Here is a 22,019-nt window from a genome sequence, read left to right on the forward strand (position 1 = left end):
AGGAGATACGAAAGGAAAAAGATGATCGAGAAGGGATCAGTGATCTCTTCGGACGACGTAGTCGGCGACGGTGCAGAGGGCTTGGCGATGGAGGGAGTCGCTAAAAACGGAAAGATCGCTCTTCGCGCGGTTGGCATAATCTTGCGCCTTTTGCTGGGCATACGCGATGGAGCCGTATTGCTCCATCAACCCGGTCACGAAAGAGAGATCTCTCTTGAGAAGGGCGCCTTTCTTGATGACCTTCTTGAGCTCTCTTTTGTCTTTTGAAGAACAATGCTGAAGCAGATGAAGGAGCGGGAGGGTCACCTTGCCCTCTTTGATATCCTTCCCCGGAGATTTTCCGAGGCGCGCCCGATCGGCGACATAATCGAGGGTATCATCCGCCACTTGAAAGGCGATCCCCAAATTCCGGCCATATCGGGAGAGGGCTTCCTTTTTCTCATCCGATTCATTCCCGATAATCGCTCCCAATTTGCAAGAGGCGGAAAGGAGGGCCGCCGTTTTGTATTCGATGATCTGGAGATAAGTCGCTTCGGTCAAATCAAGATCTCGGCTGTGAACCAATTGAAGCGTTTCTCCCTCGGACATCCTCCGGCAGGTGGTGGAGAGAAGATAGTTGATCTCAAAATTCTCCATCTTCACCGCTTGGCAGACGGCCAGGGTATAGAGGTAATCTCCGACCAGAATGCTCGCTTGGTTTCCCCAGAGAAGGCGGGCGGCGGGAATACCGCGGCGGACCTCCGCATTGTCCAAAACATCGTCGTGTAAAAGGGTGGCGGTATGGATGAACTCGACCATCCCGGCCAGGTGGATATGGCGTTTATCAACCGATTGGCAGAGCTGGGCGCTGATGATTAAGAGGAGGGGGCGAATCCGCTTGCCGCCGCTGCTTAAGATATGGTAAGCGACTTTGTTGATGAGCGTGACCTCGGAATCGAGGCCTTTTTTGATCTGCTCTTCGACCTCATCGAGGGCTTCTTTGTAGTTGGACCAGACCTGATCCATTTCCACCGCATCTGACCTAAAGAGGAATAAAGTTGAGCGTAAAAAAATAGTAGGCTAAGCCACTACCTAAGTCAAGCTAAAAACGATTTTAGATCCGGAACCGGGAGAATTGCATCTCAAGAAAGCTTATGTTATTTTCAATTCATGATCACGGCCGACTCCATTCATCCGATCATGGCAATCCTGAAAAAAGAGGTGCGCCGGTTGAAAGTGCCGGCCGTCGGCCTGATCGCGCAGCAGACCCAAGATCCCTTTCGGGTCTTAATCTCCTGTCTCCTGAGCCTCCGAACGCGCGATGAAACGACCGAGGCCGCCTCGGCCCGTCTCTTCCAATTGGCCGCAACACCGAGCCGGATGCTCGGCCTGCGGGCCGATCAGATTGAGTCGGCGATCTATCCCGTCTCTTTTTACAGGAACAAGGCCCGACAAATCCTCGGGATTTGTCGCGACCTGATGGAGAAATTCGACGGCCATGTTCCCGATTCCATCGATGTCCTGCTGACCCTCCCCGGCGTCGGGAGAAAAACGGCCAATCTGGTGGTGACGGTGGCCTTTCGGAAGCCGGGAATCTGCGTCGACACGCATGTTCATCGGATCTCAAACCGGATCGGCTATATCCGGACGAAGAGCCCTGAAGAGAGCGAAACGGCCCTCCGGGAGAAACTTCCCAAGCGTTACTGGATGATTTATAACGATCTCCTCGTCCCCTATGGGCAGTTCATCTGCAAACCGATCTCGCCGATCTGCAGCCGATGCGAAATCTCCCCCTATTGCAAGCAAATAGGCGTCGAGAAGAAGCGGTGAGTCTTTACTTTCTTGCATTATATGCTAGACTCAAAGACCGTATGGAACCGACCCCCTCCCCTCAAAGCGGCCCCGTAACACTACAGATAACCCTTCAAGGAAAGGTTTGCCACGTACAGGAGGACAACCTCATCTGGATCTTTCAGGAGATGGGACTGATTCGCTTTTCCAATAAATTCTGCTGGAACGGGGAATGCAAGAATTGCGTCGTGACTTTCAAGGTCGGCCCGGGGGGAGAAGAAATCACTGAACGGGCCTGCAGAACGCCGGCGCAAGATGGAATGATCGTGACCGAAATGCCGACGCAGTTTTATAAAAAACCGTAGGCGTTAGGAGCGGCTCGCCATCTGAACCGACTCCCCCTTCTTCGGGGCCCCTTTTCCACCCCCGTCAATCCCCAGAAACTGCTCATAGTAAGAAAGCACTTTTTCGGAATAACGGGTCGGTATCTCCTCACCCGCCTTGAGCCAACGAATCACCTTTCCGGGACCGTGGTTATACGCCGTCAGCGCGAGATGGATATCTCCGAATTTCAAATAGAGCATCCATAAATAGTGGATCCCGAGGCGAATATTCAGGAACGGATCAAATAGAGGATCCTTTCCATGCCAGACGATGTTGTTCATCTCCGCCACCTGCTTCCCGGTTGTTGGAATAATTTGCATTAATCCAACGGCTCCCTTCGGAGAAATAGCCCAGTTGTAAAACGAACTCTCCGTTGAGATCACGGCGACGATCAATTCCGGATCAAATCCGTAGCGGCGGCTCTCCTGATGGATGAAACTCGCCAGCTTCTTCTCCTGATTTTTATCGAGTCCGGTTTTGAATCCGGAGAGAATCTCTAATATTTTCTTCTCTTTCCGGGAAGCCCCCCCCTGATAAGAGGGGGATGGGTGTTTTGCGGAAACTTCGTGCGAGGAAGACTCCCCCGGCGGCTGATGCAGGGGGACGCCGCGAGAATCGGACAGGGATAAATCAGAGGAAAAAGGATGAAAAATAAAGAGGCTGAGTGTTCCGGTTAATACCCAATATCGTCTATACTTCTGTCTCGCCGGCATCGGATCCGCCCCCCATTCCGATAATGCATCGTAACGGAACGTGTTTTTTGCAAATCCAAGGCCGTTCTAAAAGGGTAATCCAAATGACTCCTTTAGGAGATAACGAGAGAGTTTCAGATGGGATATTCCACGAAACGATGCAAACCGACTGCAAACGATTGCACAAAAGATTCTTTTTTGGATCAGATATTATTGTTCAGACTGGAGTGCGATGTTTTGGACGGGACCCTGCAGCTGCATCAGGTTGATCCGGGGAAGATCCCATTGAGGACGGAACCGTAATGCCAGCTGGTATTCAAGGCGGGCGAGATCAACAAGACCTTTCTGCTGATAAAGATAGCCGAGGTTATTATGGGCCTCGGCCAATTCCGGCTGAAGCCGCATCGCTTCGAGAAAGGCCTTCATAGAGAATTCGAGCTGATTCTCCTTCTGATAATCGACCCCGAGGTTGATGTACGCCTCCACCATTTTGGGATTAAGCTCAATGGCCTTTTGATAGACCCGAATGGCCTCTCTCCACTCTTTTTTCTGATCCAAAACCGTCCCGAGTTGATAGTAGGTCGTCGGGCTCGGGGCAAGCTGGGCCGCTTTTTCAAACTCCCGCAGTGCCAGATCGAACAGTTTCTGTTTTTTATAGAGGGAGCCCATTACGCGATGGATGGCAGGGTCCTCCGGTCGGATCCGGGCGGCCTCCTGATAATGGTGCAGCGCCTCGTCGATCTGCTCTTCCTGGAGATAAAGCGCCGCAAGGTTCTTGTGGCTTTCAACCAGATCATTTTCTTGTCGGATCGCTTCCAAATATTCGTGAATGGCCTCCTGACGCATCCCCTTTCGATTCAACGCATACGCGAGATTATGTCGAATCATCGTCTCATCTGGAAGGATCTCGATCGCTTTTTCATAAGTCTCGATCGCATCCTCCCATCTTTCCCGGTCGGTAAAAATATTGGCCAAATTGTAATAGGCCAGTGCGTCCCGTTTGTCGATTTCAATCGCCCTTTTTAATTCGGAAATCGCCTGTTCTATTTTTCCCTTCTTGTAATAAGCGACCCCCAAATTGGTATGGACCTTGGCATCCTTTTCATTCAACCGCAACGCCGTCAGGAAAACCTGAATGGCCTCATCGAACCGCCCCTGTTCGGCGAAGGCCGCTCCGAGCGCCTCATAGGGGCGGGCTTTCCGGGGAGATTTCGATATGGTATCTTGCCAGAGGGTGATCTCCTCTCTCCAGACCTGGTTCCGTTCAAACGTCCAGAATGCCTGAACGGAAATGAGACCGGCCAGGAGAAGGGAAATAAAAGCGGAGGCCCATTCCGGAGCGGGAGCCGATGCCCATCGGAGTAATCCGAGGGTGATGCAGACAAAAAAAGCGACGGAAGGAAGATAAAGACGGTGCTCGAACACCAAATCGAGCTGTAAAACAGTCGATTCGAGCAGAAGATTTCCAATATACCAAAAAACGAAAAAGGCGAGAAGCGGCTTTTTCTTCCAGGAAACAGCGGCGAAGAAGAGGAGCCCGATCAATGCAACGGCCGAAAGGAGGGTGGTCGGCGGATTCAAGAGTGAATAGGAGAGCGGAAAATCATAGTCCAAATTCAGGCGAGACGGATGCGGGAAAAGAAGCAGGGAAAGATAATAGACCAGAACCCGCGCGCCGGTCATTAACCGAAGATCCCAAGGGATATAATCGACACCATACTGCTTCGAGATCCCTTCTTGAAGCGCGCCGAACGCGCCTGTCGCCCCCCAAAGATAAAGGAGTGCGATCAGACCCGTTCCAATCAACAGCGCCAGATAAATTGGAACGGCCTTTTTAACCCTCTTCCGATCTTCGCCGGTGAAAAAAAGAAAATCATAAAGGACGATCATCATCGGAAGGGTAATCGCCGTCTCTTTGCTCCCGAAACTCATTAAGGCGGCCAGTCCGGAGCCGAGATACCAATAACCGAACCGCGATTGGGAACCGGAAAGCCGCTTCTCTTCCATCCCCTTTCTACCTTGTAGATAGAGGACAAAGGCAAGCAGGTAAAAAAACGCGGAGAGGCTGGTCATCCGTTGTACAATATACGTTACCGACTGAGTTTGAATGGGATGGATCGCCCAAAGAAGGGCGGCGACGGCCGCCGCCTCGCCGGGAAAGGAGATCGATCGGCGCAGCCGTTGAAGTAAAAAGGTCTGATAAAGGAAAAAATAGAGCAGCAAAGCCGTGCCGAGATGGATCAGCGTGTTGATCCAGTGGTATCCGAAAACGTGAAGTCCCCCAAAATAATAGTTCAATGCAAACGACATGTTCGCGACAAATCGGTTCGGCAAAGGACTTTGGAATCCCGCCTGGATTAAGCTTGAAAGATCGAGGCTTTTGATCCGGATGGCCCGGTTCTCGACGATGTTGATATCATCATCCAGATGAAAACTCGCATTCCATGTGTTTGAATAAATCAGGAAGGTAAAAACGGGAAGCAGCCAAAGAAGCCACCGTCTAAAAACAAAACCGGAAAATGTCGGGAGAGAGAGTGTGAGATGCCGTGCCATGCTAGTGTTCCCTACGTCATGTAATTTAGGGATACCCCAACTCTGGTTACTTGTCAAGGAAGAGGAAATAAAGGAAAACATGGAAGAGGAAAAGAAAATTGCAATTGTAGGAGCCTCCCGCAACCGCGCAAAATTCGGGAATAAGGCGGTTCGGGCCTTTATGGAGAAGGGATATCACGTCTTCCCGGTCCATCCTTCCGAAAAAGAGATCGAAGGACGACCGGTCTATCGATCGGTTCTAGAGATTCCCGACCAGGTTGCGCTTGCCAGCTTTTATATTCCCTCATCGATCGGGCTGAAGGTCATCGAAGAGGTGGCGCAAAAAAAGGGAATGCGAATTGTTTATCTGAATCCCGGCTCTGAAAGCGAGGAATTGATTCGGAAAGGACGCGCTCTAGGACTTGAAATTCGGGACACCTGCAGCATCGTCGCGATTGGAGCCGATCCAAGCAGGTATTAGGCGGTCGGGTGGTGGTTATACGAAGGTCAGCCATTCCGGATGGGCCTTCTCTTTGCCGCGGACGATATCAAAGAAGGCCTTTTGAAGTTCAAGCGTCACCGGTCCCGGCTCCCCCTTGCCGATCGTTCGACCGTCCACTTCACGGATCGGCGTCACCTCGGCGGCCGTTCCCGTAAAAAATGCTTCGTCGGCCAAGTAGAGGTCGTCGCGCGTGAACCGCTCTTGAACGACTTTGATCTTCCGTTCATGGGCCAATTGCATGATCGTGTCCCGCGTGATTCCCTCAAGGATCGAAGTCAGCGGCGTCGTCTTCAAAACCCCTTTTCGAACGATGAAGATATTCTCCCCCGGCCCCTCTGCAACGAACCCTTCGGTGTCGAGAAGAACCGCTTCGTCATAACCGGCTTCCTTCGCTTCTCGTTTTGCCAGCTGAGAATTGACGTAATAACCGGCGACCTTCGCGCGGGTCATGCTGATGTTGACATGATGCCTTGCAAAGGAAGAGACGGCGACCCGAATGCCGCGCCGGATCCCCTCTTCCCCAAGATACGTCCCCCAGGGCCAGGCGGCGATCGAGAGACGAATGGGATTTTCCTTCACATAAAGCCCCATCTCCCCGTAGCCGATATAGGCCAGCGGACGGATATAGCCTTCTTCCAAACGATTGACACGAACGGTTTCGACAATCGCCTGCTCAATCTCCTTTTGGGCAAAAGGGATCTTCATCCGAACGATGTGAGCCGATCCGAAAAGACGCTCGACATGGTCTCCCAGCCGGAACACGGCCGTGCCGGAGTTCCCCTTGTAACAACGGATCCCTTCAAAAACAGCCAGACCGTAATGAAGGCTGTGGGTCAGCACATGGACGGTCGCCTCTTTCCAGGGAACCAGTTTTCCATCCATCCAAATAAAGGGGGTCTCTTTCAGCACACCTTCTCCTTTCATCAAATCGGATCTTTTGATGGAGTATATAGAACAAAATCCGGGCCTGTCAATGTCTTTGTCATCGACAAGTCGTTCATCATCCGTTGGTTTATACTGGGTTTTTTGAAAAGAACCGACCGGTCATCGCGGCGAACGGATGACCTTCTGCCGAGGCAGAGGAAGATTATCCTGGGATCGGGGAGAAGCGTCCGAACCGTCGTTGGTCGCTCAAACGCAAGGTCGATCTGCCTCAGAGAAAACGACCAAGGCAGATCGACCGTAAGCAGGCCGACAGAAGTTGAGCGGAAGAAGAGCTACTTTCTCTTTGCCTGACGCAGGCTCCGGGCTCCTCGAACCGCTTGAGGAGGCGTCGCGCGCCCCGCGCCCTTCTTTCCGGTGAGCAGCCAGTCGATGCTCACCCTTCCCATCTCGGCAATACGGACCAAAAGATCCGGAGAGGGAATGCGTCCTCGTTCATATCGACTGATGTAGTTTTGTTTCTTCACCCCGAGCGCCTTTGCAAACTCGGTTTGAGTTCTGTTGCCGCGCACCGCTCTGATCCGCTCGCCGACTTTTTGCGGAGATACTTTTTCCATTGTTGACCCCCTTCTCATGATCGATGATCTCTTTATGGTTGAATAAATACTATGGATGGTTCTACATCCAGAGGCGGGATACCACTTTTCTATTTTCTAAAAGTATACGTGAGTTAAAATTTAAAAGTCAAGCACCTTGCGATGAAAAACTTCCGATGGAGATATATATGTCTGGTAGATGACATTGGGGCGTACGCTCCCACCTCCGGCGGATACTTTATTGACTCTGCCACCACCAGTCGACGCTGAAAAGAACCGGTCGCGCTGATCGCTCCAGATAAATCACCGAATAATTTTTGTTCTCCGCTTCGAAAATAAAATATTTTTGGTCGATTCGAAACCGTCGGACCATCATCCCCCCCTTCGCCGGCCAGAGGACAACCAGCTTCCCCTCCCATTTTTTCGACGGCATCGGGATTGGAATCGCGCCGACCAGAGCTCCCTGGCGGAGAAGCGGCGACATGGCGTCGTCGCGAAGGTAGAAACAGAACATCTCCTTCTGAAAGATCGCCCCCCACACCGGAAGATAAGCGGCAACGTCGTTCTCGGAGATCGGGTGGGGAGAACCCGATACGGCGCGATCATCGAGGAGCGGGACAGTGGGATAGGCGCTCTGCTTCTCCGCGGAAGAAGCGTATCCGGAAGCGGATTCCGCCGCGACAAGATCGACCGGCCGCTCCCCGGCCGCGCCGATCAGGAGCCAATGCGGATCGATCTGAAAGCGGGTCACGACCCCGATCAGTGTCTCGACGGACGGTTTGACCTTTCCCGCCTCGATTTCCGAGAGAAAGCTGCGAGAAACCCCGATTTGCGCCGCGAACTCCTTTTGAGTCAGCCCGACCCGCTCTCGGACCTGCTTCACTCGCTTGTTGATTTCTGTCGCCTTAGCGAATTTTCTCATTGACAATGTCGCCTTAACGAATTAAACTGAAGATGGCTTTACACTCTCAATTGGGAGAACACTAATATTCATAAGTCCTTTTCTCAAAAAAAGAGAGACCGCGGCCTGAAGATCTGTTTTGAGCTGAAACGGCGGGGGTGGACACAGACACGTATTGCCCGCTCGCTCGGCGTCACCCAATCGGCCGTGCACCAGATTATTTTTAATCGTGCCCGCTCTAAACGGATTCGGAACTTCATTGCATCTATTCTTCAGAAAGAGGTGACTGAAATTTGGCGCGATCGCGCGAAACATTTTTATCATTAGCATAGCTCTGTAGAAAAGACAATCCCTTTTATGGATGGACCCCGGATTAAACGTCACGAGAGATCGTTGCTGTTTTTCGAATCGTCGCCGAATCTCCTCCCGATCAAGGGGGAGCTTCGGAAGAGCGGCTTTCTGATTTTCGAATGCCGGACGCCGGCGGAGGTGCACTTTGCGGTCGCTTGGTTTCCGATCAACTTGATTCTGATCGATCTGTTGATTCCGGGAGAGCCAAGCGGCTATGAGGTATGCAGACAGTTGCGGGAGGATCGTCGGATTGGATCGGTCCCCGTCTTTCTGTTCTGTGATCATCCGCTCCCGGTGCAGGTGACCCGGAGTTACTGCTATGAATTAAAGGCGGAGCGACTCATCCTTCCGCCGCTCGATCCGGTTTACATCGCGCGACAGATCGATCTCACCCTCCGGCGCCGCGAAGACCCTTCCCGCCCGCCCCGCCCATCCCAATAGAAGAGGCCCCTGGACTCTCCTTCTCTACGCGAAGCGCTAAGAGGAGGGCCTGCATGTCGGCCGGCATCGATGCGGTGAAGATCATCGGCTCGCCGGTCGTGGGATGAACAAAACCGAGCCGCTCCGCATGGAGCATCTGCCGCTCCACGTTGATCTCGAACATCCGCGCCGTTCGGCCGCCGTAAATCTTATCCCCCACCACAGGATGTCCGAGATGGGCCATGTGGACCCGAATCTGATGCGTCCGCCCCGTCTGAGGATAGACCTCCAACAGCGTGGCGATTCGGAAGCGCTCCCGAACGACGTAGTGCGTCTCCGCCTCGCGCGGGCGGGCGGTTCGGGCGGAGATCTTTTTTCGATCGATCCGATCCCGGCCGATCGAAAGCTGAATCTTGCCGGAATTCTTCGCCACTTTCCCGGAAACAATCGTCAAATAACGCCGATCGATCGTATGCTGCTTGAATTGTTTCGAGAGGCGTTGGTGCGCTTGGTCAGTCTTTGCGACGACCAACACGCCGGAGGTCTCTTTATCGAGCCGGTGAACGATTCCAGGCCGCTCACGCCCGCCGATTCCCGGAAGGACCCGACAGTGATGGAGGAGGGCATGAACCAGCGTTCCCCGATCGTGACCGGGGGCGGGATGAACTACCATCCCCGCTTCTTTATTAACGACGAGGAGCACGTCATCCTCATAGAGAACATCGAGCGGAACTTCTTCCGGAATCAGCTCCAACGGAGCGGGGGGGGGAATCTGTAAATCGATCCGGTCCCCTTCGCGAACCCGATAGCTGGCCCGGATCGGATGGCCGTTGACAAGAATCTGACCCTCCTCGATCAGCTTTTGAATCCGGGATCGGGAAAGAGAAATACCCCTTCTGATCAGATAGAGATCGATCCGTTCGGGGGGGGTCTGGGATGAGACCACCAAAGAGGGGGGAGGGGAAAAGGACATGCAGTGCGACTCCAAACGGCTCCTCAAAAGGTGCTTTGGGGAATCACCGTTCTCCTTTTTTCTCCTGTTTCATTTTTTTTTCGTAAAGGCGGGCTTGGGACAAAAACTTGTGGATGAGTTTATTGTTCGGATCATATTGGCGAACCCACTCCCACTCGGCAATCGCCTCTTTAAATTGCATCTGCCCCATGAAGACGGCGCCGAGATCGATCCGGGCCTGAATATTCTGCGGGTTGACTTCAAGCGCTTTCCGAAGGAAGCTGACCGCCTCTTCCTCCTGGCCGATCATGTTGAACGCCCAGCCGAGCTCGCGCATCGCCTCGTCCGTTTCGGGCGCCAAATTGAGGACCGTCTTCCACTCGCCGATCGCATCGTCCCATTTCAATTCTTTTGAATAGATGATGCCGAGCATGTGGTGCGCATTCAGATGCCCCGGCTCGATATCGATGATCTTCTCGAACGCCTGTTTGGCGCCGGGCAGATCCTTTCTCTCAAAGAGGATCTTTCCCATCAGCTCATACGCTTCCGTATAGGCGGTATCTTCATCAAGCGCCTGTCGAAGATATCGAAGGGCCCGGGCCATTTGGTTCTTCGCATGATACGCTAAGGCGATGTTGAAGAAAAGATCGGTCACCTCCTGCTCGTCACACCGGAGCTTCTCCAGCCGCCGATAGATGCCGAGCGCTTGATCCGGCTTGTTCTGCACGAGGAGAATGTTGGCGAGAATAAAGCTGCTTTGATAGTCTTGCGGGAAGACTTGAACCGCTCTTTGAATCACTTCCAGCGCGGCGTCAAAGTGACCGAGGTGGAGATAGATATCGGCCAGCTCGTGATAGGCCGGGAGGTGGTTTGGATCGGCGGCGAGGACCTTCTTGAGGAATTGCACGGCCAACAGCCAGTTTCCCCGGTCCAACGCCATGACCGCCTTATTTACGAACTTCTCTGATTCTTTCCGCATACGGATCGAACTCCCTCGAAAACCTCCTGGCGCTTATTCATTCGATCGGCCCCCTCGCTTCGAGGAATCTGGGCGGCATCTTTCTTTTCGATCGATCTGACCCTATCGCTTCTCTTCTCTGTTTCCGACCGGTGAGGCCGCCGGTCCGTCCTTCATTCACAACCTCTGAGATTGGCCGTCGGGACCTCTTTCTTAAGCCAAAAGAGATTGAACATCAGCAGTGAGATTCCGATTGTAATCGCCGAATCGGCGACATTAAACGCAGGCCAGTGGAATTGGCCGACATAAAAATCGAGAAAGTCGACTACCTCTCCCATCCGAACGCGATCGATCAGGTTTCCAATCGCCCCGCCGAACAAAAGGGAGATTGCAACCAAGCTCGATTTATCTTCTTTGGGGGTCTGCGCGAGAAAATAAAGGAGAATGGAAAGGGCCACAATAGAAACGACAAGGAAGAAGATCGATCGGAAGCCGGCGCTCTGATCCGCAAATAAACCGAAGGCGGCTCCCGGATTTCGGATGTAGGTCAGAGAAAAAAAATCTTGAATCACAACCACGGATTCATGAAGACGAAAGACATTTTGAATAAGAAGCTTAGTAATTTGATCCAGAATGATAGTCCCGCCCCCGATCAATGTCAAGAAAATAAGCTTAATTTGGCCCAGCAGCATCGGCACCCACCACCCCCGCACATCGCCCGCAGAGGGTCGGATAACCGGCATCGGCCCCGACGTCCTCTCGATAGATCCAACAGCGTTCACACTTGGTTCCCCGAGCCGGTTGAACCTGAGTTGCAAGGGACGCTTCCTTCATTTGAACGGTTGATACACCTTCCGGCTTTCTCTCCCACGGGAGAAGATCGACCTGCGAGACGATAAACAGGGTTGAGAGAAACGCTTTCTTCTCCTGGAGAAGCGGATAGAGCGGTTCATCCTCTTTTGCGAAGAGGGTGACGCTGGCTTCAAGCGAACTTCCGATTTTCTTTTCTCTGCGTTGTTGTTCCAGGAGACGGGATACTTCTTCTCTAACTTCGATAAGTTTACCCCATGTTTCTAAAAATGTCTTATTACTTTCCTCTTTTTCAGAAAATTTTTGTTCCAGCGGGCGCCCCATTTTTGAGGCCATCGGGAAGGTCGTCAGAAGAACACTCTCCTTCTCTTTCAAATCGGCCGGCATATACCCCCAAATCTCCTCCGCCGTAAACGACAGAACCGGCGCCATCAAACGAACCAGCGTCGTGAGCGTTTCCAGCAGCACCGATTGGGCCGCGCGCCGCTCGGGCGATTTGGCCGCAGAGGCATAGAGCCGATCCTTCAAGATATCGAGATAAAAAGAGGAGAGATCGACGGCGCAAAAATTATTCAGCGCATGGAAGATCGTGTGGAACTCCGCCTCGCGATAGGCCCGCTGCACTTTCTCATTGAGGATCTGAAGGCGGTAGAGCGCCCATCGATCGATCTCCTGCAGATCGGCTTCGCCCACCGGTCCGTCGGAGGGATGAAAATCATAGAGATTGCTGAGAAGGAACCGGCAGGTGTTCCGGATCTTTCGATACGCTTCGACCAGCTGAACGAGGATATCCTGCGAGATCCGGACATCTTCCCTGAAGTCGGTCGCCGAGACCCAAAGGCGCAAGATCTCCGCGCCGTATTTGTTGATGACCTCTTGCGGCGCGACGACGTTCCCCGCCGACTTCGACATCTTCTTTCCAGCGCCGTCGACGACGAACCCATGGGTCAAGACCGCTTTATAGGGGGGACAGCCGTCGGTTTCGAGCGCCGCGAGCAGACTGCTATGAAACCAGCCGCGGTGCTGGTCGGAGCCTTCGAGATAAAGATCGGCCGGCCAGGTCAGCTGCGGCCACCTTCTCGTATTTTTCAAAACGGCGGCGTGGCTCACCCCCGACTCGAACCAGACATCGAGAATATCGTTCTCTTGCTGGAAGCGGCTCCCGCCGCATTTTTTGCAGGCGGTCTCCTTCGGAAGGAGTTCGGCGGCCGCCTTGGAAAACCAGACGTCGCTCCCCCCCTCTTTCTCCATCAGATCGGCGACATGGTCGGCGATCTCCTTCGAGACCAAAATCTCGTTGCAGTCGAGGCAGGCGAAGGCGACGATCGGCACCCCCCAGACCCGCTGGCGCGAGATGCACCAATCGGGACGGCTCTGCATCATCCCCAAGATCCGGTCTTTTCCCCACTTCGGAATCCACTGGACCTCCTGCTCGATCGCCTTGATCGCCCGCTCGCGCAGATGGTGCTTCTCCATCGAGATGAACCACTGCTCGGTGGCGCGGAAGATCACCGGATTCTTGCAACGCCAGCAGTGCGGATAGGAGTGGCTGATCGTCTCCTTCTTCAGGAGCATCCCGCGCTGATTCAGAAGGGCGATGATCGCCTCGTTGGCCTCGAAGACTTTTTGTCCGGCAAATTCCCCGGCCTCATTCGTGAAGCGGCCCCGATGATCGACCGGCGCATAGACCGGCAGTCCGTAGCGGAGACCGACCTCGTAGTCTTCCTGTCCGTGACCGGGGGCGGTGTGAACGCAGCCGGTCCCCTGCTCGAGGGTGACATGCTCGCCGAGAATGATCGGCGCGTCGCGATCGAGCCACGGATGGCGGCAGACGATTCCTTCGAGCTCGCTTCCAGTCCAGCCCCCGGGGGCCACTTCATAGGAACCGGGGGCGAAACCGAACGCCTTCATACAAGCTTCGATCAGATTCTGCGCCAAAATCAGATCCCCGGCGGGTGTCTTCACAAGGCGATAGTGAAAATGCGGATGGACCGCAATCGCCTGGTTGGCGACGAGGGTCCAGGGGGTCGTCGTCCAGATCGCAATAGACGTCTGTCCATCCGGGCGGACGGAAAACTTTTCCTTCGGATCTTTGACCGGGAATTTGACGTAGATCGACGGCGAGGTGTGGTCGGCATATTCGACCTCCGCCTCAGCGAGCGCCGTCTCATCGACCGGACACCAGAGAACCGGCTTCTTTCCTTTATAGACGTCCCCCGTCGCAACGACCTTCCCGAACTCCCGGACGATCGCCGCCTCGTAGTCGGGGGTCATCGTCAGATACGGATGCTCCCAATCGCCGAGAACCCCGAGCCGCTTGAACTCGTCGCGCTGGATGTTGACGAACTTGTCGGCGTATTCTCGGCAGCGCTTTCGGATCTCCCCCTTGCTCATCCCCTGCTTCTTCGGACCCAGGTCCTTCAACACCTGATGCTCGATCGGAAGACCGTGACAGTCCCAGCCGGGGACGTAGGGGGCGGCATGGCCGCTCATCGATCTTGACTTGACGACGAAGTCTTTCAGGATTTTATTGAGGGCATGCCCGATGTGGATATGACCGTTTGCGTACGGCGGCCCATCATGAAGGATGTACTTCTCCCGGTCCCCACGCTCATGCAGCACTTTCTGGTAGAGTCCGCTCTCTTCCCATCGCGCCAGCTGTTCCACTTCACGCTGGGTGAGGTTGGCCCGCATCGGGAAATCGGTCTTCGGAAGATTCAGGGTCTGCTTATAATCGGCTTTATTTTCCATAAGAAAGATGATCGATAGTAACATTCGACTTTTCGGATGTCAACGATTGTTCTCCCGGAAAGACGGGGCATTCCGCAGGAATTTCAGGGCCTCCGGCCCTCATGCCGGACCGGTTCGCTGCTTCTTCAGAAATGTGATCGCCCCCTCTCGATCGGTCAACCGACCGGAGAGTTGTTCTTCCCGAACCAGAGCGAGAACGCTTCCCACCTCCGGCCCCGGGGGGATCCCCAAAAGCGCCATCACCTCTTCTCCGGAGAGAAGCGGCGCCGGAATGCGCGCGCGCGACGCGGCCATCGCCTCCATCCCGGTGATCCGCTCTCGAAGCCGGCGATACGAAACCAATTGCGGGCTCCCGGAGGGCGGAACCGTGGCGCTCCCGTCGCAGAAGATCAGTTGCAGAAGTTTGTGTCCGGGCCGCTGCGGATTGAGAAAGTGTTTCTCGATCGTGGCGGCCCGCATCTGATCGACCTCCCCCTGGACCAGGATCAGATGTTTCTCGATCAGCCAGGCGAGCGCCTCCTCGTTCACATGATAGCGGCTCCCCTTCGTGAAGGTCGAGAACTTCAAACGCGCCGCAATCTCGCGGACCAGTCGGGCCCCGGCCAGATCATGCCCGTTGAAGCGGATCCGATCGACCCCGTCCCGCTCCGGGGTTTGGAGGGTGTACGGCTTTCCGATGTCGTGGAAGAGGACCGCCAGCGCCGTCTCCGCATCGTACGGCTCCTGAAACTCCGCCTGGAAAACGGGCGAGGCAAGAACGGAGAGGGCCAAACGGGTGTGGGTCCAGACATCTCCTTCGGTGTGATAGATCTCCGGCTGGGGACATCCCTTCATCCGGAGCAGCTCGGGAATCAGCTCGGCGAAGGCGCCGCTCTCGTCCCAGAGGTCGAACGCCCGGACCGGATCGGAGACGATCGCCTTGATGAACTCCTTCGCGATGATCTCGCGTGGGACGATCTCGGTCCCATCCTCCCGTTTGGCATTGAGCGCGCCGATGGCGGCGCGCAGCGCCGTCCAGGTTTTCTCCTCGAATCGAAATTGAAACTGACAGGCAAAGCGCAGGGCGCGTAAGAGTCTCGATGAATCTTCGGCAAACCGTTGCGCCGGATCGCCGACCGCCCGGAGCAGGCCCGCTTTGAGATCGTTCCCCCCGCCGAAGGGGTCGACCAGCGACTTTTTCCTTAGATCGGCGGCGATGGCGTTGACGGTAAAGTCGCGCCGGCGCAGGTCTTCCTCGACAGGAAGGGCGGCATCGCTTTGCACTTCAAAGTCGCGGCGCCCTCCTCCCCCCTTCAAGAAAGCGCGCTCCGTTCTGGGAAGGGCGATGTCGATCTGCTCTTCCAGGACCGCCCCGTGCGGCGCGAATTTGTAGACCCCGAAATTCTTTCCGACCCAGTTGACCTTGCCGTGCAGCTTCAAAAAATCTCTCAGCTTCTCAGCGGGAATCCCCCGGATCAAAAAGTCGAAATCTTTCGTCTCGCGCCCCAGGAGAAGGTCCCGGACCGCCCCCCCGACGAGGTAGATTTCCCCTTCCGGAAAGCGCGTTTCCAACGCGGCCAGGAAGGGAAACGCCGCCCGGCTCTGATCGATTTTATGCCACAGATGATCGACGAAAAGCGCCATGCCTTTCACTATAGAGGCCTCTTCTTTTTTGCGCAAGCTGATTTCGTCTCTTGGAATTAAACTCTTTTATTTCACCGAATCTCTATGTTATAATCCGATCGTTTTTCATGGTGAGTGGTGGGTGTAGCTCAAGGGTAGAGCACTGGATTGTGGATCCAGGGGTTGGGGGTTCGAAACCCCTCATCCACCCCAACCAAAACTGCATTTATCGATATATTCCCCGCTTTATTCAAGCCCCAAGATAGCAGCAACTCTCCAGGATGCGTCCGATTCAGATAAGGAGGAGATCATAATGCAGACAGAAACCATCCATCCCAAGGTGACGGCGCTTCTCGCATTGGAAGCAATGATGATTGAAAATCAGCCCGACGTTTACCGGATCGAAAATTATATCTATCAAACCTTCAATCAGATCGAAAAGATCCTCTCCGCGGAACAACCGGAGCGTCTTTTGAACCGGGACGAGCTGAAGACCTTTCAAGACCTCGTCCTCGGCTATAACGGAGGAGAGCGGCGGCGGGGAGACCGCCGGCGCGAGCAGCTCCCCACTTCAACGGACCGGCGGAGAAACGATCGCCGCTGGGCGGCATAATGGTTTGTGATGGAAGTTAATAATCGATGACGGCTGAAATCAAGGCAGACAAGGTGCTCGATTGCAAAGGGATGAAGTGCCCCATGCCGGTTTTAAAAACCAAATTGGCGATGGAAACGCTCCAGGTGGGACAGGTCTTGGAAATGATCGCCACCGATAAAGGATCGAAGCCCGATATGGCCGCCTTCGCCCAGCAGACAGGCCACACGTTGATCTCGATGAAAGAGAGCGACGGGATCTATACCTATTACATCCGGAAAACAAAATAAAAAAGAACCGATGGAACAGAAGCTAAAAGAAGGGATCGACCCGGCGCTGGAAGAACGGCTTCGATCGTTGATTGACGAGCGGATCGAGGCAAAACTGGGGTCGATCCTTGAGAAGCAACCCGCGCGGAAGAAAAAGCTGGCGGTGATCGTTTCGAAAGGGACGCTGGAGGCGGCCTATCCGCCGCTGATCCTGGCGACCACGGCGATCGCCCTCGACATGGAGGCGGCCCTCTTCTTCACCTTCTTCGGCTTGCATATTTTAAAGAAGGGGGCCGCCGAGTCGCTTCGGTTCGTCCCCCTGGGAAACCCGGCGACCCCGATGCCGAATATCATCTCGGCCCTTCCCGGCATGACGGCGCTCGCGACAATCATGATGAAGCAGACCATTGCCAATAAACAGATCGTTTCGATTCCGGAGTTGCTTGATCTTGCGCGGGAGAGCGGCGTGAAGCTCTGGCCCTGTCAGATGACAATGGACATGATGGGAATCGAGCGGAAAGGATTGATCGACGGATTGGCGGAGCCGGTCGGCGCCGCGACCTTTCTGAGCTATGCCGCCGACGCCGATATCACCCTATTCATATAAAAAAGGGGCGACCCACAGGTCGCCCCTACATGAACATCACCCCCCGAGGAAAGCCCTTGCTTCTCTCCCCTCACATCTGGTAAATAGATATCCTTCGCGCCCATAGCTCAGCTGGATAGAGCACTTGGCTTCGAACCAAGGGGTCGGGAGTTCGAATCTCTCTGGGCGCACCAACTCCGCTAGGTTTTCGGCAGGATCTCGATCGTTCCCCGCATCCTGGGATGAAGATGGCAGAAGAAGTCATACATCCCCGGCTTTGCCTCTTCTTCGACCGGAATCATTTTCGACTCCCCCGGCCGGATCACGTTGATCTGTGATAAGGCCGGAATGACGAGACCGTGGATATTGATCCCCTTGTTCTCCAAGGAGATCTCGTTTCCGGCAACGACTTTGACCTGCAAAAATCTGGGAGAATAATAATCATCCCGCGCGATGAGCTTGGGCGCTTCGGGACGTTGATCGACCAGCTTCGGATATTTGGGAGCACGAAGCTTTTTATTGATCGTTGCCTCCACCAAAGTGGTTGTTCCGATTAAAGATATAAGAGCGAATAAAAAAACAAAACGGCGCAAATGAACCTCCTTCTGTAAGCGAGCTTATGGTAACCACGCTTACAGTGTAAATATAAGCCCGATCTCAATATTGGACAATAGCTCGAAAGAAGGAGATGATTGATATCGATTTACTTTTGTGGTAGGATTCCGGTTTCCCTGCGCCTGTAGCTCAATTGGATAGAGCGTCGGCCTCCGGAGCCGTAGGTTAGGGGTTCAAATCCCTTCAGGCGCACCATCCAATTTGAAGCAGATACGAGCGTTCGAAATAGAATAAAGGCGAGGATCAAGCTGAGCTTGTCCGAGCCGCGGGGCGTGGGGGCAATGGAGGACCTTTTCCCTTCCTTGCCGCACAGGCCCCCACCTATAAATAGGGCCGTTAGCTCAGTTGGTAGAGCAGCTGACTCTTAATCAGCGGGTCGAAGGTTCAAGTCCTTCACGGCTCACCAGATTTTAAACTACTTCGCCGGGCATCCTTACATATAGAGGGTGCCCGGCGATTTTATGATCCGGCCGTTTCCTCCCTGTTTCGGACCACTGGAGCGAACATTGACCGGGAGAAACATCAATGGGAAAAGAGAGACGTTCGAATCGCTCTGGTTTTTTGGAGGTAAGGATGGTTTTTAGATGGTTCTTCGCCCTGCTCACGCTGATCTCTTTTCCCCTGACGGCGCACGGTCAGGAGGAGGCGTCGATCCGCTCGCGCCTGGAAGCGCTCAAGATCCCCTTTTCCGAGGAAGCGTTCCTCGAAGAAATCCGGAAAGGAAATGCCGAAACGGTCTCCTTGTTTCTGGAAGGGGGGATGGGTCCGAACGTCCTTGATTCGAACGGCCGGTCGGCGCTGGTTTGGGCGGCGGGAAACGGACACGCGGCGATTGTGAAGCTGCTGCTTCAAAACAAGGCCGATCTTTGCGGCGGCGGCTCGCAGTCCCCTTTGCTCTGGGCGGCCGCCAACGGCCGGCGGGAGGCCGCCGCGGCGTTGCTCGGCGCGGGGGCGCGGGCGTGCGAGCAAGATAAAACACGGATGACCTCGGTGGTGGCCGCCGCGCAGAACGGCTACGTCGATACGGTCGAGTTATTTCTGGAGGAAACCGCCGACGTCACCGAGGAAGAGAAGACCTCCGCGTTGGAGCGGGCCGCCGCCAACGGCCATCTCGACGTCATTCACCTGCTGCTCCACCACGGGGTCGCCGCCGATGCGAAGACGGCGCCCGAATTCAATCCGGTCGGAAGCGCCGCCTTCCGGGGCCACACGGAGATCGTGAAATTTTTTCTGGATCGCGGCGCCGATCCCAACGGTCCGGTCCCGGTCTACGGCACCCCGCTCGGCGCCGCCGCGGGCGGGGGCCATCTGCAAACCGCCAAGCTGCTGCTAGAGCGCGGGGCCACGCCGACGGCGACGGCCCTTCGGTCGGCGGCCCAAGGAGGGCATCTGGAGATCGCCCGGTTGTTGTTGGATAAAGGGGTCGATGTGAACGCCGTCGACGCCGATAAGACGCCGTTGATCGCCGCGATCGCCGGAAGAAAAACAAACACGCTGCCGTTGTTGATCGAACGGGGGGCCGATTTAAATGCCGGCGTCGGCTTCGTGGAGCCGCCGCTCCTTCTTGCCGCGCAATCGAGCGAGGCGGAGACGGTCCGGCTGCTCCTCAAAGGGGGGGCGAACCGCGACGTCCGGGGAAGAGACGGGCGCACCGCGCTGATGTGGGCGGCGATCAGCGGGCAATTGGAGATTGCCCGGGCCCTTGTTGAAGGGGGAGCCGATGTCCGCGCCAAAGACCAGATGGGAAGGACCGCCCTCGTCTATGCGAAAGAGCGGGGCTTTGCGGAGGTGGTACGGATGCTGATGGAGGCGGAGAAGAAGCCGGCCGGCGCAAAGAAAAAATAACCGGTTCCCGTTTGACGGGATGGACGCTGTAACGCCCTCACCAAAACAGAACCTTCTTCCCTAAATTCTTAAAATTGGAATGGGGCTCTTCGCCCTAAGCCCCCACAGCGAGAAATCAAAGTCGTGGGGCTGCTTGCCCCACACCCCCGCCGCGGGGGGTGCGTGCCCACCCCCCTTCGGATTCCCAGGGCAGCGGGGGCTGCCGCCCCCCAGCACCCCCCACGGTCACAACTCGCACAACGCACGGAAGAACACCGTGGATTGTGCTTCGACATGCTGACCTGAATTGGTCGATGAAACGTCTGACAGAAGGAACGCAGGAGAATGGGGGGCACAGGACGCCCTCGACGCGCACGCTCTTTGCTTTTGGGTTTTGATTTAATTCTGAGAATTCGGGGTGATGTTCTGTGGGCCTCTGCGCCCGCAGCGTAAGGGACCCACTGGGGGATGGGTGGAGCGAGGACGCAGTGGCCCACTACAAATCAAAACGTTTCACCTACCCTATAAGGTCAGCTGTCTGAAGCACAATCCACAGTGTCCTTCTGTGGGTGTGCGAGTTCTAACCGTAAGCGGGGGGAGCAGGGGGGTTCTTTCCCCCCGCTGCCTGGGGAAGCCGGAGGGGCTGTGGCAAGACAGCCCCACGGTGGGGCTTGGGGTGAAACCCCATTCCAACATTCTTTTGTTAGTAAAGATGAATCAGCGGGAACGAGCGTCGGCCGGAGACGAATCAAGCTCGCGTTGCCCCCGGAGCACGATCATCCCCACGATGAACAATACCGTCGAGGCGAAGGCCGAAAGCATGCAGTAGGGGCAGATTGCTTTGATGACGAAGAGCTGGAGGTAGACGAACCAGAGCGACGCGAGAAAACCGACGGCGGTAAAGCCGGCGGTCATCCGGAGGATTCCGGGGCGGCGTGTGTCGAGGTAGGCGATGACCGAGAGAAAAACGGCGAGATAGTAGACCGCCCCCAGCAACGCGATCGGCACCCCGGCGATCGTGGCGTATTCGCTGGTGGTCACCGTTTCACATCCCCCGAAGCGCCCGCAGGGGGGCGGCGCGCCGAGATAATGCTTGGCGGTCAGATACGCGGCATCGATAAAGCCGATCAGGCTCGCCGCTAGCAGCAGGGCGACGATGATCCGCTTAGGAGGCATCGGCCATCGCTTTCTCGATCAGATTCTTGAATGGATCGTAGCCGCGCGGGTTTTGGATTTTTACCCCGTTGAGAAAAAAAGTCGGGGTCGAATCGACCCCCAGCCGGTCCCCGGAGCGGCGGTCGGCGTCGACCGCCTGCCGGACCTCTTTCGAATCGAGGTCGGCTTCAAAGCGCGCCATATCGAGCCCGAGATCCCGCGCGTAGCCGATGAAGAGCGCCCGGGCGCTTCCGACTTTCTCCGACCAATCCTTCTGCTGTCTGAAAATCAGGTCGTGCATCTGCCAGAACTTTCCCTGCTTCCCGGCCGCCTCCGCCGCCTGGGCGGCCAATTCCGCATGGGCGTGGAAGCCCAATGGATAGTGGCGATAGACGATCCGGAGCCGGTCGTCGAATTCGCTGTTCAGTTCCTTGAGGAGGGGGAAGTAGGTCCCGCAGGAAGGGCACTGAAAGTCGCTGTATTCGACCAGCGTCACCGGGGCATTCGGATTCCCTTTGATCCACTCGTCTTGTGAAATTTCGGTAAGGCTCGCATCGGGGCGGCCCGTCACCTCGCCCGACGGCGGCGCCGCGACCCAGACGACGCCGATCACCACCGCCATCACGCCGGCGATCACCGATGTCCAGAGCGCCATACGGGAGCGGGCCCGTTGCGCCTTGCGCTCTTCTTTAGACACCCGTGCTTTTTCTTTTTGTTTCTTATTTGCCATCACTCCCCCTTTATTTCAATTCCTCATTCTTCATGCCTGATTCTTAATTGTCTTTCCACATTCCTAATTCCTAATTGAACGATTCCTAATTGATTTATCGATCCAGTATACCCCAGCTTTTTTCATTCTTAAAGGGTGGGGGGGG

The 22,019-nt window shown here is 55.3% G+C and carries 22 protein-coding genes and 4 tRNA genes; 12 read left to right on the forward strand and 14 right to left on the reverse strand.

Features of this window, described 5'->3' with window-relative positions:
* Positions 1 to 36: 36 nt before the first annotated feature.
* The gene (locus MCM46_07820) at positions 37 to 1,005 is read right to left on the reverse strand and encodes a polyprenyl synthetase family protein (GenBank protein ID MCG3111717.1); all 969 of its coding nucleotides are present in this window, start codon (positions 1,003 to 1,005) and stop codon (positions 37 to 39) included.
* 144 nt (positions 1,006 to 1,149) lie between these two features.
* On the opposite strand from MCM46_07820, the gene MCM46_07825 reads away from it, so the two are divergent.
* Both MCM46_07825 and MCM46_07830 read left to right on the forward strand, forming a co-directional pair.
* The gene (locus tag MCM46_07825) at positions 1,150 to 1,809 is read left to right on the forward strand and encodes an endonuclease III (protein ID MCG3111718.1); all 660 of its coding nucleotides are present in this window, start codon (positions 1,150 to 1,152) and stop codon (positions 1,807 to 1,809) included.
* Between the two features lie 149 nt (positions 1,810 to 1,958).
* Positions 1,959 to 2,135: a (2Fe-2S)-binding protein gene (locus MCM46_07830; protein MCG3111719.1), complete on the forward strand. Its 177-nt coding sequence runs from the start codon at positions 1,959 to 1,961 to the stop codon at positions 2,133 to 2,135.
* A gap of 3 nt (positions 2,136 to 2,138) precedes the next feature.
* On the opposite strand, the gene MCM46_07835 is transcribed toward MCM46_07830, so the two are convergent.
* Positions 2,139 to 2,867: a lytic transglycosylase domain-containing protein gene (locus tag MCM46_07835; protein ID MCG3111720.1), complete on the reverse strand. Its 729-nt coding sequence runs from the start codon at positions 2,865 to 2,867 to the stop codon at positions 2,139 to 2,141.
* 189 nt (positions 2,868 to 3,056) lie between these two features.
* On the reverse strand, positions 3,057 to 5,399 hold the full coding sequence (locus MCM46_07840; GenBank protein ID MCG3111721.1) for a tetratricopeptide repeat protein: 2,343 nt from the start codon (positions 5,397 to 5,399) through the stop codon (positions 3,057 to 3,059).
* A 79-nt stretch (positions 5,400 to 5,478) separates the two neighbouring features.
* Here MCM46_07840 and MCM46_07845 point away from each other — a divergent pair, with 79 nt between their 5' ends.
* Positions 5,479 to 5,859, forward strand: a complete 381-nt coding sequence (locus MCM46_07845; protein ID MCG3111722.1) for a CoA-binding protein — start codon at positions 5,479 to 5,481, stop codon at positions 5,857 to 5,859.
* A 15-nt stretch (positions 5,860 to 5,874) separates the two neighbouring features.
* Here the strand turns inward: MCM46_07845 and MCM46_07850 are convergent, their stop codons facing one another.
* From MCM46_07850 to MCM46_07860, 3 genes are all read right to left on the reverse strand, one after another.
* A complete protein-coding gene (locus MCM46_07850) occupies positions 5,875 to 6,789 on the reverse strand; it encodes a branched-chain amino acid transaminase (protein ID MCG3111723.1) in 915 nt (304 codons plus the stop codon).
* Between the two features lie 308 nt (positions 6,790 to 7,097).
* Positions 7,098 to 7,379, reverse strand: a complete 282-nt coding sequence (locus tag MCM46_07855; protein ID MCG3111724.1) for a helix-turn-helix domain-containing protein — start codon at positions 7,377 to 7,379, stop codon at positions 7,098 to 7,100.
* Between the two features lie 217 nt (positions 7,380 to 7,596).
* A complete protein-coding gene (locus MCM46_07860; GenBank protein MCG3111725.1) occupies positions 7,597 to 8,280 on the reverse strand; it encodes an XRE family transcriptional regulator in 684 nt (227 codons plus the stop codon).
* Between the two features lie 372 nt (positions 8,281 to 8,652).
* On the opposite strand from MCM46_07860, the gene MCM46_07865 reads away from it, so the two are divergent.
* Positions 8,653 to 9,051 carry a hypothetical protein gene (locus MCM46_07865; GenBank protein MCG3111726.1) on the forward strand — a complete coding sequence of 133 codons (399 nt, stop codon included), beginning with the start codon at positions 8,653 to 8,655 and terminating at the stop codon, positions 9,049 to 9,051.
* Here the strand turns inward: MCM46_07865 and MCM46_07870 are convergent.
* The 5 genes from MCM46_07870 to MCM46_07890 form a co-directional block, all read right to left on the reverse strand.
* Entirely contained in the window at positions 8,999 to 10,003 is a 1,005-nt protein-coding gene (locus tag MCM46_07870; protein ID MCG3111727.1) for an RluA family pseudouridine synthase, read from the reverse strand. The genes MCM46_07865 and MCM46_07870 overlap by 53 nt on opposite strands.
* Positions 10,004 to 10,046: 43 nt before the next feature.
* Positions 10,047 to 10,961: a tetratricopeptide repeat protein gene (locus MCM46_07875; protein MCG3111728.1), complete on the reverse strand. Its 915-nt coding sequence runs from the start codon at positions 10,959 to 10,961 to the stop codon at positions 10,047 to 10,049.
* 152 nt (positions 10,962 to 11,113) lie between these two features.
* Positions 11,114 to 11,632, reverse strand: coding sequence for a signal peptidase II (gene lspA / locus MCM46_07880; GenBank protein ID MCG3111729.1), 519 nt, complete (start codon positions 11,630 to 11,632; stop codon positions 11,114 to 11,116).
* The gene (gene ileS, locus MCM46_07885; GenBank protein ID MCG3111730.1) at positions 11,613 to 14,501 is read right to left on the reverse strand and encodes an isoleucine--tRNA ligase; all 2,889 of its coding nucleotides are present in this window, start codon (positions 14,499 to 14,501) and stop codon (positions 11,613 to 11,615) included. Before ileS ends, lspA begins: the two co-directional genes overlap by 20 nt.
* Positions 14,502 to 14,600: 99 nt before the next feature.
* The gene (locus MCM46_07890) at positions 14,601 to 16,124 is read right to left on the reverse strand and encodes an HD domain-containing protein (GenBank protein MCG3111731.1); all 1,524 of its coding nucleotides are present in this window, start codon (positions 16,122 to 16,124) and stop codon (positions 14,601 to 14,603) included.
* Between the two features lie 117 nt (positions 16,125 to 16,241).
* Between MCM46_07890 and MCM46_07895 the strand changes: the two genes are divergently transcribed.
* From MCM46_07895 to MCM46_07915, 5 genes are all read left to right on the forward strand, one after another.
* Positions 16,242 to 16,316, forward strand: a tRNA-His gene (locus MCM46_07895).
* A 100-nt stretch (positions 16,317 to 16,416) separates the two neighbouring features.
* The gene (locus MCM46_07900) at positions 16,417 to 16,716 is read left to right on the forward strand and encodes a hypothetical protein (protein ID MCG3111732.1); all 300 of its coding nucleotides are present in this window, start codon (positions 16,417 to 16,419) and stop codon (positions 16,714 to 16,716) included.
* A gap of 26 nt (positions 16,717 to 16,742) precedes the next feature.
* The gene (locus MCM46_07905) at positions 16,743 to 16,985 is read left to right on the forward strand and encodes a sulfurtransferase TusA family protein (GenBank protein ID MCG3111733.1); all 243 of its coding nucleotides are present in this window, start codon (positions 16,743 to 16,745) and stop codon (positions 16,983 to 16,985) included.
* 10 nt (positions 16,986 to 16,995) lie between these two features.
* On the forward strand, positions 16,996 to 17,571 hold the full coding sequence (locus tag MCM46_07910) for a DsrE/DsrF/DrsH-like family protein (GenBank protein MCG3111734.1): 576 nt from the start codon (positions 16,996 to 16,998) through the stop codon (positions 17,569 to 17,571).
* A 96-nt stretch (positions 17,572 to 17,667) separates the two neighbouring features.
* A tRNA-Arg gene (locus tag MCM46_07915) sits at positions 17,668 to 17,744 on the forward strand.
* A gap of 6 nt (positions 17,745 to 17,750) precedes the next feature.
* Here MCM46_07915 and MCM46_07920 read toward each other — a convergent pair.
* Positions 17,751 to 18,086: a cupredoxin domain-containing protein gene (locus MCM46_07920; GenBank protein MCG3111735.1), complete on the reverse strand. Its 336-nt coding sequence runs from the start codon at positions 18,084 to 18,086 to the stop codon at positions 17,751 to 17,753.
* 197 nt (positions 18,087 to 18,283) lie between these two features.
* Between MCM46_07920 and MCM46_07925 the strand changes: the two genes are divergently transcribed.
* The 3 genes from MCM46_07925 (at position 18,284) to MCM46_07935 (ending at position 20,010) form a co-directional block, all read left to right on the forward strand.
* Positions 18,284 to 18,360 (forward strand) — tRNA-Arg (locus tag MCM46_07925).
* 135 nt (positions 18,361 to 18,495) lie between these two features.
* Positions 18,496 to 18,571, forward strand: a tRNA-Lys gene (locus MCM46_07930).
* A 167-nt stretch (positions 18,572 to 18,738) separates the two neighbouring features.
* Positions 18,739 to 20,010: an ankyrin repeat domain-containing protein gene (locus MCM46_07935; protein ID MCG3111736.1), complete on the forward strand. Its 1,272-nt coding sequence runs from the start codon at positions 18,739 to 18,741 to the stop codon at positions 20,008 to 20,010.
* A gap of 696 nt (positions 20,011 to 20,706) precedes the next feature.
* Here the strand turns inward: MCM46_07935 and MCM46_07940 are convergent.
* A complete protein-coding gene (locus MCM46_07940) occupies positions 20,707 to 21,165 on the reverse strand; it encodes a vitamin K epoxide reductase family protein (protein MCG3111737.1) in 459 nt (152 codons plus the stop codon).
* Complete coding sequence (locus MCM46_07945; protein MCG3111738.1) at positions 21,155 to 21,874, reverse strand: thioredoxin domain-containing protein; 720 nt, start codon at positions 21,872 to 21,874, stop codon at positions 21,155 to 21,157. The genes MCM46_07940 and MCM46_07945 overlap by 11 nt, the downstream gene beginning before the upstream one ends.
* Between the last annotated feature and the right edge of the window lie 145 nt (positions 21,875 to 22,019).

Source organism: Candidatus Manganitrophus morganii (genome assembly GCA_021651055.1).
In the GTDB taxonomy this organism is placed as follows: domain Bacteria; phylum Nitrospirota; class Nitrospiria; order SBBL01; family Manganitrophaceae; genus Manganitrophus; species Manganitrophus morganii.

Bases quoted from the DNA above. Each gene is read 5' to 3' on its own strand.
- MCM46_07820 (MCG3111717.1), bottom strand. From the start codon at position 1,005: ATGGATCAGGTCTGGTCCAACTACAAAGAAGCCCTCGATGAGGTCGAA.
- MCM46_07825 (MCG3111718.1), top strand. From the start codon at position 1,150: ATGATCACGGCCGACTCCATTCATCCGATCATGGCAATCCTGAAAAAA.
- MCM46_07830 (MCG3111719.1), top strand. From the start codon at position 1,959: ATGGGACTGATTCGCTTTTCCAATAAATTCTGCTGGAACGGGGAATGC.
- MCM46_07835 (MCG3111720.1), bottom strand. From the start codon at position 2,867: ATGCCGGCGAGACAGAAGTATAGACGATATTGGGTATTAACCGGAACA.
- MCM46_07840 (MCG3111721.1), bottom strand. From the start codon at position 5,399: ATGGCACGGCATCTCACACTCTCTCTCCCGACATTTTCCGGTTTTGTT.
- MCM46_07845 (MCG3111722.1), top strand. From the start codon at position 5,479: ATGGAAGAGGAAAAGAAAATTGCAATTGTAGGAGCCTCCCGCAACCGC.
- MCM46_07855 (MCG3111724.1), bottom strand. From the start codon at position 7,379: ATGGAAAAAGTATCTCCGCAAAAAGTCGGCGAGCGGATCAGAGCGGTG.
- MCM46_07860 (MCG3111725.1), bottom strand. From the start codon at position 8,280: ATGAGAAAATTCGCTAAGGCGACAGAAATCAACAAGCGAGTGAAGCAG.
- MCM46_07870 (MCG3111727.1), bottom strand. From the start codon at position 10,003: ATGTCCTTTTCCCCTCCCCCCTCTTTGGTGGTCTCATCCCAGACCCCC.
- MCM46_07875 (MCG3111728.1), bottom strand. From the start codon at position 10,961: ATGCGGAAAGAATCAGAGAAGTTCGTAAATAAGGCGGTCATGGCGTTG.
- lspA (MCG3111729.1), bottom strand. From the start codon at position 11,632: ATGCTGCTGGGCCAAATTAAGCTTATTTTCTTGACATTGATCGGGGGC.
- ileS (MCG3111730.1), bottom strand. From the start codon at position 14,501: ATGGAAAATAAAGCCGATTATAAGCAGACCCTGAATCTTCCGAAGACC.
- MCM46_07890 (MCG3111731.1), bottom strand. From the start codon at position 16,124: ATGGCGCTTTTCGTCGATCATCTGTGGCATAAAATCGATCAGAGCCGG.
- MCM46_07900 (MCG3111732.1), top strand. From the start codon at position 16,417: ATGCAGACAGAAACCATCCATCCCAAGGTGACGGCGCTTCTCGCATTG.
- MCM46_07905 (MCG3111733.1), top strand. From the start codon at position 16,743: ATGACGGCTGAAATCAAGGCAGACAAGGTGCTCGATTGCAAAGGGATG.
- MCM46_07910 (MCG3111734.1), top strand. From the start codon at position 16,996: ATGGAACAGAAGCTAAAAGAAGGGATCGACCCGGCGCTGGAAGAACGG.
- MCM46_07935 (MCG3111736.1), top strand. From the start codon at position 18,739: ATGGTTTTTAGATGGTTCTTCGCCCTGCTCACGCTGATCTCTTTTCCC.
- MCM46_07940 (MCG3111737.1), bottom strand. From the start codon at position 21,165: ATGCCTCCTAAGCGGATCATCGTCGCCCTGCTGCTAGCGGCGAGCCTG.
- MCM46_07945 (MCG3111738.1), bottom strand. From the start codon at position 21,874: ATGGCAAATAAGAAACAAAAAGAAAAAGCACGGGTGTCTAAAGAAGAG.